The sequence below is a fragment of the Holdemanella sp. genome, assembly GCF_056804935.1.
Window position 1 is genome coordinate 1 of sequence record NZ_DBMEXE010000099.1, and the last position, 5674, is coordinate 5674.

At 37.0% G+C, this 5674-nt stretch carries 6 protein-coding genes; 4 read left to right on the forward strand and 2 right to left on the reverse strand.

The window, feature by feature from the left end; translation table 11 throughout:
* Nucleotides 1-73: 73 nt before the first annotated feature.
* A complete protein-coding gene (locus ACZQCL_RS05730; protein WP_482482169.1) occupies nt 74-289 on the reverse strand; it encodes a hypothetical protein in 216 nt (71 codons plus the stop codon).
* A gap of 17 nt (nt 290-306) precedes the next feature.
* On the reverse strand, nt 307-1302 hold the full coding sequence (locus ACZQCL_RS05735) for a LacI family DNA-binding transcriptional regulator (RefSeq protein WP_295562762.1): 996 nt from the start codon (nt 1300-1302) through the stop codon (nt 307-309).
* 287 nt (nt 1303-1589) lie between these two features.
* On the opposite strand from ACZQCL_RS05735, the gene ACZQCL_RS05740 reads away from it, so the two are divergent.
* From ACZQCL_RS05740 to ACZQCL_RS05755, 4 genes are all read left to right on the forward strand, one after another.
* On the forward strand, nt 1590-3074 hold the full coding sequence (locus ACZQCL_RS05740; RefSeq protein ID WP_482482171.1) for a UxaA family hydrolase: 1485 nt from the start codon (nt 1590-1592) through the stop codon (nt 3072-3074).
* 21 nt (nt 3075-3095) lie between these two features.
* A complete protein-coding gene (locus tag ACZQCL_RS05745) occupies nt 3096-4589 on the forward strand; it encodes a tagaturonate reductase (protein ID WP_306525505.1) in 1494 nt (497 codons plus the stop codon).
* A 13-nt stretch (nt 4590-4602) separates the two neighbouring features.
* Complete coding sequence (locus tag ACZQCL_RS05750; RefSeq protein WP_482482173.1) at nt 4603-5238, forward strand: bifunctional 4-hydroxy-2-oxoglutarate aldolase/2-dehydro-3-deoxy-phosphogluconate aldolase; 636 nt, start codon at nt 4603-4605, stop codon at nt 5236-5238.
* 2 nt (nt 5239-5240) lie between these two features.
* Nucleotides 5241-5674: PfkB family carbohydrate kinase (locus tag ACZQCL_RS05755; RefSeq protein WP_482482175.1), on the forward strand; the 434-nt coding region annotated here is incomplete at its 3' end.

Genomic DNA, 5674 nt, shown 5'->3' on the forward strand with positions numbered 1-5674 from the left:
TACAATGCCCAAGGACTAGATACTGGCCTCTTTGCTCCAAGAGTTACCAGGTCAGGAGTTTCACCTAACTAAATCAACTGCACCGAACTGGCGCACCATATTTATCCCCTAATTCTTGTTCAACGTATTCTTTAAATTTTAATAATCCCAGATACTCCGGGTGCGTTTCCGACTGCATTGTCGCAACACGAACGATACGCTTACCATTTGTAACTGAAGAACAACCTGTTGCACTTAGCATAAACACAAGACACATAAGCGCTCCAAGTACTTTTTTTATCAACTTCACAGTAATCCTCCTAATGTTTAGAACTGTGTTGTATTACGCTTAATAAATTTACATGGAATCTCCATTTTTTGTCGAACTGATTTTCCCGCAAGAACTTTAATAAGCGAATCAACCGCAATTTCACTTAACTCTTCTTCTTGTGAATCAATAGAACTCATTTCCGGATAGCAACAAACACATAATTCTGAGTTGTTGAATCCAACGATATTGACATCTTCAGGAATCGACTTATTGATTTGATGCACATATTTAAGTGCACCAACAGCCATCGCATCATCACTGGCAATGACGGCATCAAAATCCAACTTTTTCTTTGCCAGTAAATCTCTTGCCTTCAATACGTTATTTGGCATAAACACCTTGTATTCTTCCTGCACCTTTAAACCATTATCAATCAGTGCATCTTGATATCCCTCTAATTTTTTCGTTGTGCTGTACGAATTGGCATCATACAAAAACACAATTTTCTTCCTTCCAACTTCGATTAGATTACATACAGTATCATAAACCGCTTTATAATTATCTGTTAAAACACAATATACACCTGGTACTCGAACGTAACCATTCATAAGTACGACAGGAACTTTTTCGGCAGCATCTTTAAGATATTGAATATCATTCTGTCCGCAGTCCCCTGCATAATGTGAACCAACTAATATCATCGCATCGATTCTTCGATCCAATAATATTTTTACAGCTTCTACTTTTCCTTCATAATCAAAGCCACTACACATCAAAATTGAGTCATATCCATACTTGCGTAAATTCTTTTCTAAATACGCAATTGCACTCGCCATATAACGATCGGATACATCCGGACAAACAAGTCCAACCGTTTTAACCGAATTCAAACCTAAGCCTCGGGCAAATACATTGGGTGTGTAATCATACTCATTCATAACATCCCAGACTTTCTTTTTTGTCTTTTCTGAGACTTTAGGACTATTATTGATTACACGCGATACTGTCGCAATGGATACGCCTGATAATTTGGCAATGTCATAAATGTTCATATTTGTTTCACTCCTCAACCCCATTTCTTTACGTTGAGAATTGTAAGTACTTACATCACATTTTTTATTGTAGTCGTTCACATTTCATAAGTCAAGTTCTTTTTGGAATCGTTTTCACGCTCGTATTTAAGGGGTTTATTCATCTTCTTCTCTATTTTACCAAAAAACAAGAGTGAAACATACTTATTTGTAAGTTTTTTAAATTTTCCTATTGATTTATTCAAAAAACAGGGTTATTCTGTGTAAGTACTTACATCAAACATTTAAACTATAGACAGGAGGTAGAAATGGTGCAAAAGTATATAAAAATTCATTCGGATGACTTGGTAGCTGTTGCACTATGTCCTTTAGAAAAAGGGACGGTATGTAATGTCGATGGACAAGAGGTTACACTTATTGAAGATATTGCCCAAGGACATAAATTTGCGTTGAAAGATATTAAAAAAGATCAACCTATTATTAAATATGGATATCCTATTGGTATCGCAAAGGAAGATATCAAGCAAGGAAGCTGGATTCATACACACAACATGAAAACTGGCTTAAATGATTTATTAACTTATTCTTATCATCGTAATGTGCAAGAACTAGAACCTAGTGAAAAACGAACATTCATGGGTTATCGCAGAAAGAACGGTAAAGTTGGTGTTCGTAATGAAATTTGGATCATCCCTACCGTTGGCTGCATGAACAATGTTGCTACGTCTATCGAAAGACAAGCCCAGAAATATGTAAAGGGTAACGTAGAAGCTATTTGTACGTTTACACATCCATATGGATGTTCTCAAATGGGTGATGACCAAGAAAATACACGTCAAATTCTTGCAGATTTGATTCAACACCCAAATGCAGGTGGTGTTTTGGTCTTAGGTTTAGGTTGTGAAAACTCAAATATTGATGTTTTAAAGAACTATTTAAATGATTATGATACAGATCGCGTTAAGTTCTTAGTTGCCCAAGAACATGAAGATGAAATTAAAGATTCTCTAGACATCATCGCTGATTTAGCCGACGTTGTAAGCCAAGATAAAAGAGAAGAAATTGATGCGAGCGAATTGATCATTGGTATGAAGTGTGGTGGTTCGGATGGACTATCCGGAATCAGTGCCAACCCTACAGTAGGAGGCTTTTCTGATTTATTGATTTCTAAAGGTGGAACAACAATCTTAACCGAAGTGCCAGAAATGTTTGGTGCTGAAACCATCTTAATGGATCGTTGTGAAAATGAAGAGTTATTCAATGAAACCGTGGATCTGATCAATAACTTTAAAGAATACTTTAAATCGCATAATCAAACGATTTATGAAAACCCTTCTCCAGGAAACAAAAAGGGTGGAATTTCAACTTTGGAAGATAAATCTTTAGGTTGTACACAAAAGTCTGGTAAAGCTCCAGTGGTTGGTGTTTTACAATATGGACAATGTGTTAAGAACAAAGGTTTAAATCTATTAAGTGCTCCAGGAAACGATTTAGTTGCCGCAACCGCATTAGCTGCAAGTGGAGCTCACATCGTATTATTCACAACAGGAAGAGGTACTCCATTTGCCAGTCCAGTACCTACAGTTAAGATTTCAAGTAACTCTAGATTGTATTCAAATAAGAAAAACTGGATTGATTTTAACTGTGGTGAATTGGTTGAAGGCGTTAGCCTAGATACTTTATCCAATGACTTATTTGAATATGTATTAAGTGTTGCGGGTGGTAAAAAAGTAAAAAGTGAAGAAGCCGGTTTTCATGACATGGCAATATTCAAACAGGGCGTTACTCTATAATAGGAAAGGAACAATCATAACATGGAAAAATTAAGTTACAAAACCCTAGAAAACGTAGGGTATGATGGTTATCTATTAAAGGATGCCAAAGAAAAAGTCCTTCAATTTGGTGAAGGAAACTTCTTAAGAGCATTCGTAGATTATTGGTTTGATTTGGCAAACGAAAAAGCAGACTGGAATGGTAAATGTTGTCTAGTTCAACCTATCGCACCAGGCCTTGCTGAAATGATCAACGAACAAGATGGATTATACACATTGCACTTAAGAGGTAGTGTGAATGGAGAAAAAGTTGATGATAAACGAATCATTTCAAGTGTCAGTCGTTGTTTAAATCCTTACCAAGAAGAAGGATTTAACGAAATGATGAAAGTTGCCGCAAGTGACGATCTAGAAATCATCGTTTCAAACACAACAGAAGCTGGTATCCACTACGATCCTTCATGTCAATTTGAAGATAAACCAGCCGCAAGTTTTCCTGGTAAATTAACGCAAGTTTTATACCACCGCTACAAAAACAACAAGCCAGGCATCTTAATGCTAGCTTGTGAGTTGATTGACAACAATGGTAAAGAATTATTAAAGTGCGTGAACCAATATATTGAACAATGGAATCTTGAAGAAGGATTCAAAAAATATGTAAATGAAGAATGCACATTCTGCGGTTCATTAGTAGACCGTATTGTCCCAGGTCGTATCCGCGATCCACAAGAAGTAGCTCGTCTAGAAGAAGAAAATCACTATGCAGATCCATTAACAGATGTTGGTGAAGTATTCGGTTTATGGGTCATTGAAGGCGATGAAAAATTAAATGATGTATTACCATTTAAAAAAGCAGGCCTAATCGACAAAGTATTCGTAACTCCGGACATGTCACCATACAAAAAGAGAAAAGTACGTATCTTAAATGGTGCTCACACTGGATTTGTACTAGGTGCTTATTTAGCAGGTCAAAACATCGTTCGTGATTGTATGCATGATGAAGTCATCAAAGGCTTTATGAACAAAATGTTGTATGATGAAGTCATCCCAACTCTTACATTAGACAAAAACGACTTATTAAACTTTGCGAAAGCCGTATCCGACCGTTTCAACAACCCATTTGTTGATCATGAATTGATGAGCATTTCATTAAACTCAACATCTAAATGGAAAGCACGTGTTATGCCTAGTTTCTTAGGATATATCGACGAACACCATGCGCTTCCAAAATGTATTACGACAAGTTTTGCGTTCTACATTCAATTCTATAGAGGATATGAACTTACAGATGCTGGTTTAGTGGCAAAACGTCCAGCTGGAAATACTTACACAATCAGTGATGATCGTGACATTCTAGAATTCTACTATAACCACAAAGATGATTCTGTAAAAGATTTAGTTCATGCGGTATGTACAAACACTTCATTCTGGGGACAAGATTTAACTCAAATTGCTGGATTTGAAGATGCCGTAGTTCAAACTTTAACTGAAATTGAAGAAAAAGGCACTTATGAAGTCATGAAAGAATGTTTATAAGAGGGGTTAATCAATGAATAAAGTATTAGAAGAAATTTCAAAGATTGGTATTTTACCAGTCGTTGTATTAGAAGAGACAAAAGACACAAAACCATTGGCGAAAGCACTATGTGCTGGTGGTTTACCTTGTGCTGAAGTTACATTCAGAACAGCAGCTGCCAAGGAATCTATCGCAATCATGCGTAAAGAATTTCCTGAAATGTTAGTAGGGGCTGGAACTGTATTAACTGTTGAACAAGTGGATGAAGCATTAGAAGCTGGGGCTCAATTTATCATCAGTCCAGGCTTTGATGAAGATGTAGTAAAACACTGTATCGAAAAAAATGTGCCGGTAACACCTGGAACATGTACGCCTAGTGATGTACAGAAATGTTACCGATTAGGGTTGGATGTAGTAAAATTCTTCCCTGCTGAAGCAGCCGGTGGATTGAAAATGATCAAATCCATCGCAGCTCCATATACACAAATGAAATTCATTCCAACAGGTGGAATCAACGCAAACAATATGAAAGACTACTTAGAATACGACCGTATCTTAGCCATTGGTGGTAGCTGGATGGTGAAAGGTGATATAATTAAGAGCGGTGATTTTGACAAAGTGGAAGCTTTGACAAGACAAGCCGTAGAAAAACTTAGGGAGGTTCGTTGATTATGAAACAAAAAGTAGTCACTTTTGGAGAGATTATGTTGCGTTTAGCACCCGAAGGATATTACCGCTTTGTACAAGCGGATACATTTGGTGCAACTTACGGTGGTGGAGAAGCCAATGTAGCTGTTTCTTTGGCAAACTATGGTTTTGATGCCAAATTCGTAACTCGTCTTCCAAATCATGAAATTGGCCAATGTGCCATCAATTCATTACGCAAATATGGTGTAGACACATCTTATATTGCTCGTGGTGGAGACCGTATTGGTATCTACTATCTAGAAAAAGGGGCTAGCCAACGTCCTAGTAAAGTTATCTATGATCGTGCAGGCTCTAGTATTTATACAGCTACAAGTGCGGATTTTAACTGGGATGAAATCTTTAAAGACTGTGCTTGGTTTCACATTACTGGTATCACACCAGCACTATGTGACAATGT

Bases quoted from the DNA above. Each gene is read 5' to 3' on its own strand.
- ACZQCL_RS05735 (WP_295562762.1), bottom strand. From the start codon at position 1,302: ATGAACATTTATGACATTGCCAAATTATCAGGCGTATCCATTGCGACA.
- ACZQCL_RS05740 (WP_482482171.1), top strand. From the start codon at position 1,590: ATGGTGCAAAAGTATATAAAAATTCATTCGGATGACTTGGTAGCTGTT.
- ACZQCL_RS05745 (WP_306525505.1), top strand. From the start codon at position 3,096: ATGGAAAAATTAAGTTACAAAACCCTAGAAAACGTAGGGTATGATGGT.
- ACZQCL_RS05750 (WP_482482173.1), top strand. From the start codon at position 4,603: ATGAATAAAGTATTAGAAGAAATTTCAAAGATTGGTATTTTACCAGTC.